Here is a 3,776-nt window from a genome sequence, read left to right on the forward strand (position 1 = left end):
AGTAGTTTAGTTGGATAAAAAACGAATCGCTAGCGGTAAAATGCAGGATTCAACAGTTCTATGAAGCCTAAAGGAAGAAAACCAACTCTGGAGTCTGAATCATTCAGCTAGGCAGGGCATTGTCTAGTGCGAGAGTAGTCGGAAGACAAACGAAGGTTTGCTGGCTACGCCAGGATCGCAGAATCCTCGTCGCTTTAGCGCGAGGAGTATGTCAACGAAAGTTCACCCTCTTGGCACAGTGCAATAGTCCAACCCACCGCAAGTTATTGGGCGGCGTTTACGATGCAGGGGGATTTTTAAGCCTAGCTGCGCCAGGTCATGGGGAGGGGGGCTTGGGGGGTTTGGGGGGTGATCTGTTGGGTTTCAAAGTCTAAGACTGCTTCCACTTCTTGATAGATCGCTTCCGCTTCAGCGAAGGAATTGCCAATACTCGTTAAGCCCAATTTGCCGAATTCTGATAATGCGCCCATGAGGTGGAAGATTGTGCCGGTTTTGGTGCTGCTGTCGAAGTGGAGGCGGTGGCGGGTGATGATGTCCATTAGGTCGGGGGGGAGGAGGCCGCAATATTGGGGTTTTTGGAGGTTGTCGGAGGCGACGTAGTATTTTTCTTGGCCTTGGGTGCAAAAGTGGCCGGTGTCGGGGTTGTAGAGGCCGTTGGTGAGGAGTTGTAGGGCCATGAAGGGGTGAGTTGTGCCGCCTTTGCGGAGGTTGATTTCGATCGCATAGATGCCCCAGCCGTGGGGTTTCGAGGGGTCGGGGGTGGCGATGAAGTCTACGCCGTAGCGTTCGAGCGCGCCTTTTTTGGCGAGGAGTTCGCCGACTTGGAGGCCGAAGGCTTGGAGGGCGAGGCGATAGCGTTCGTCGGCGGGGAAGCGACAACCGAGGTAGATTTGACTGTCGGGGCCGCCGAGGATTTGGTCATGGGTGGAGAGGATTTTAACGGTTCCGGCGGGGGTGATGTAGCCTTGGAAGCTGGGCGATCGCTTCTCGTCCCCTTCGATGAAGACTTCGGCGATCGCACCCAAATCCGGGATGCGTTGGGAAAAATGCGCCCAGGTTTCCCCTTGGGCTTGGAAACTGAGGCGGGGGAACTGGGCCGCGATCGCGCTCCGTCGCTGTTCCATGGGACAGTCTAAAATCGGCCGCAAATCCAGCACCGCATTGCCTTCCCCCGAAAACCCCTCATTGAGCTTAATCACCAGTCGCAACACGTCCGGATTCCGCGCCCACACCGCCAAAATTTGATCCAGCAAGCCCTCAATTGTCCAAGCCAAGGGGCTGCCGTCGGGATGGGGAATCCCGGCGGCGGCGAAAATTTCGCGGCTGCCACTTTTTGACCCCCAATAGAGCAAATCCGGGCAGGAGGCCAACAGCGGCACACCCAATTGCAGCGAAAGTTCCTGCTCTAACGCCGTGGAATTAAAACACACCATGTAGGATTTATTGGGGCGCATCGCTGTTTGGATGCGGTTCATCAGGCGGGGGCGTTCGAGGATTTTTTGGGAGAGGGATTTATGGGATGCGTCGTGGGTGGAGAGGAGGAGGAGGCGATCGCGGGCATGGGAAAAGGGAATCCCCGGCAGCAGTTGCAAATAATAGTCCACGATCATCGGGGCGAGGGGTTGCGCCGTCACGTAGATCATGCGGGTTTGGGGGTTGCGTAGCCGAATCAGGGAGCAGAGCAGCCGTTCTTCGTAATGGAGAAACCCAGGGACTTTGATCAGTTGGTCTTGATCGATGCTGAAAGAGGGGATGACCAAGATATCAAAGTCATCTTGATCGAACATATCAATGTTGTCCACATAGTCGCGGAGTTGTCCTTGCAATGCTCGGAATTGCTCAGTGGAGGGGAGGGGGATCATCTATCTTCTCTCTCAGGGCATCGATCGACCAGCGATCGCAGTTCGATTTTGCCACGTTTCGCTAAATCCCACGGTTAATCTTTATTGATTTTTCAGAGCTTTGTTACAAATTCACCTCGTAGTCTTGGCTCGAAAAGGTGACGCGATCGCCCGTCCTCAACTTCTTACCGCGTCGGGTTTCCACCTCCCCATTGACGCAGACTTCGCCATTTTGAATCATTAACTTCGCCTCGCCGCCGGTTTGGGCAATGCCTTTCCATTTGAGAAATTGATCGAGCTTAATAAAGGGAGCTTGGGTTTCAGTCATCGCGGATTTGATCGGGTGTGCAGAAAAATTATCCATCCTCTAGCCTATCGTGGTTGTTTGCTGATCTGCGATCGCACTCACCCGTAAGTTTAAAAATTACGAATCATTTGCGCCATGACGAACCAAACCCGATAAGCTAGCGATGCAAACCGCCCATGATGTAGTGCTGTGCTGCATCAAACATTCTGAGGAATGCCCATGCTTACGGATCTGCAAAAAAAATCGGCTCAAGCGATCGTCACTGCCTTTGAAACCGGGAGTTTACAAGGGGATTATGGCAAAGTTGTCTTCCACAGTTCCGACCCCGGCGGCTTAACCTACGGCAAAACCCAAACCACGATCTACAGCGGCAATCTCTACCTCCTGATCAAGGCCTACGTTGAACAGCCCAACGCCGATTATGCCGATGAACTCCGCCCCTATTTGAAACCACTGCAAGACCAAGACAGCCGCCTCAACCGCGATCGCACCCTCCGCAGCATCCTCCAAGAAGCCGGGGATGACCCTATCATGCAAGCCACCCAAGACGAATTTTTTGATCGCGTCTATTGGGCTCCCACCGTCAAAAGTGCCGAATATATCGGGATTCAAACCGCCCTTGGCTACTCCGTCGTCTACGATGGGCGTATCCATGGCTCTTGGCATATGATCCGCGATCGCACGATTAAAAACTACGGCCAACTCGCCAGCATCGGCGAACAAACCTGGGTCACCCGCTACATCCAAACCCGCAAAAGCTGGCTCGGCAACCACAGCAACAGCCTCCTGCGCCTCACCGTCTATCGCATGGACACCTTCAACGAACTGATCAACGCGGGCAACTGGGCCCTCGCCCTCCCCTTCCACGTTCGCGGCCTCCGCGTTGATGCCGCCGCCCTCAGCCCCAACGTCTCCATCTCCGCCGAACTCGCCCCCGATCGCCTCCTCAAAGTTGAAACCCCCTACCTCCGAGGCGAAGACGTGCGCCAAGTCCAACTCGCCCTGATCAAAGCCGGATTCAGCGTCGAAACCGACAGCGTCTACGGCCCCGGAACCGCCGAAGTCGTCAAGCAATGGCAAGCCCAACAAGGCCTCACCCCCGACGGAATTGTCGGCTCCGCCACCCGTTCCGCCCTCGGCATTGATGACGAAACCCCCGACACCTCTAACCCCGCCCTCACCGCTGCCTCCCCCCCACCCACCAGCAACATCCTCAAACTCACCAACCCCCTGATGCGCGGCAACGAAGTGCGACAACTCCAAGAAGCCCTCCGCAATGCAGGTATCCGCGTCGGCACTGATGGCGTATTTGGCCCCGACACCGAACGCGCCGTCAAAGAATTTCAACTCAGCCGTGGCATGACCGCCGATGGCATTGTTGGCCCCGCCACCACTCGCGCCCTGGGGCTGTAGCAACCCCGTCCAATCCTAAGATTGCCCACCCTGCCCACCCTGACCGCCGATCCCTCCCGATACAATGGGGGGACGTTTTATCTTAAAATGTGCAAAGAAGACTCCCACTATAAAGCGAGTCCGAGTAGAGTTACCGAAGGTAACGGCGGACGTGCCTTTTAGTGGCGAGATGAATTTGCACCAACAAACAAATCGAGCGACAGCGAGTCCTTTAA

At 55.3% G+C, this 3,776-nt stretch carries 3 protein-coding genes; 1 reads left to right on the top strand and 2 read right to left on the bottom strand.

Annotated features, from left to right (window positions below):
- Window positions 1–302: 302 nt before the first annotated feature.
- Together PN477_RS04510 and PN477_RS04515 are read right to left on the bottom strand one after the other, a co-directional pair.
- Entirely contained in the window at window positions 303–1,862 is a 1,560-nt protein-coding gene (locus PN477_RS04510) for a peptide ligase PGM1-related protein (protein ID WP_272117672.1), read from the bottom strand.
- A gap of 103 nt (window positions 1,863–1,965) precedes the next feature.
- Entirely contained in the window at window positions 1,966–2,169 is a 204-nt protein-coding gene (locus tag PN477_RS04515) for an RNA-binding S4 domain-containing protein (protein WP_272117674.1), read from the bottom strand.
- Window positions 2,170–2,367: 198 nt separating this feature from the next.
- On the opposite strand from PN477_RS04515, the gene PN477_RS04520 reads away from it, so the two are divergent.
- Window positions 2,368–3,561, top strand: coding sequence for a peptidoglycan-binding protein (locus PN477_RS04520; RefSeq protein WP_272117676.1), 1,194 nt, complete (start codon window positions 2,368–2,370; stop codon window positions 3,559–3,561).
- The last annotated feature ends 215 nt before the right edge of the window (window positions 3,562–3,776 follow it).

Origin of the sequence: Spirulina subsalsa CS-330, from assembly GCF_028330765.1 — a bacterium.
Lineage (GTDB): Bacteria > Cyanobacteriota > Cyanobacteriia > Cyanobacteriales > Spirulinaceae > Spirulina > Spirulina subsalsa_A.

What these genes read in the sequence shown, in the direction of transcription:
- PN477_RS04510 (WP_272117672.1), bottom strand. Translation starts at nt 1,862, where the DNA reads ATGATCCCCCTCCCCTCCACTGAGCAATTCCGAGCATTGCAAGGACAA.
- PN477_RS04515 (WP_272117674.1), bottom strand. Translation starts at nt 2,169, where the DNA reads ATGACTGAAACCCAAGCTCCCTTTATTAAGCTCGATCAATTTCTCAAA.
- PN477_RS04520 (WP_272117676.1), top strand. Translation starts at nt 2,368, where the DNA reads ATGCTTACGGATCTGCAAAAAAAATCGGCTCAAGCGATCGTCACTGCC.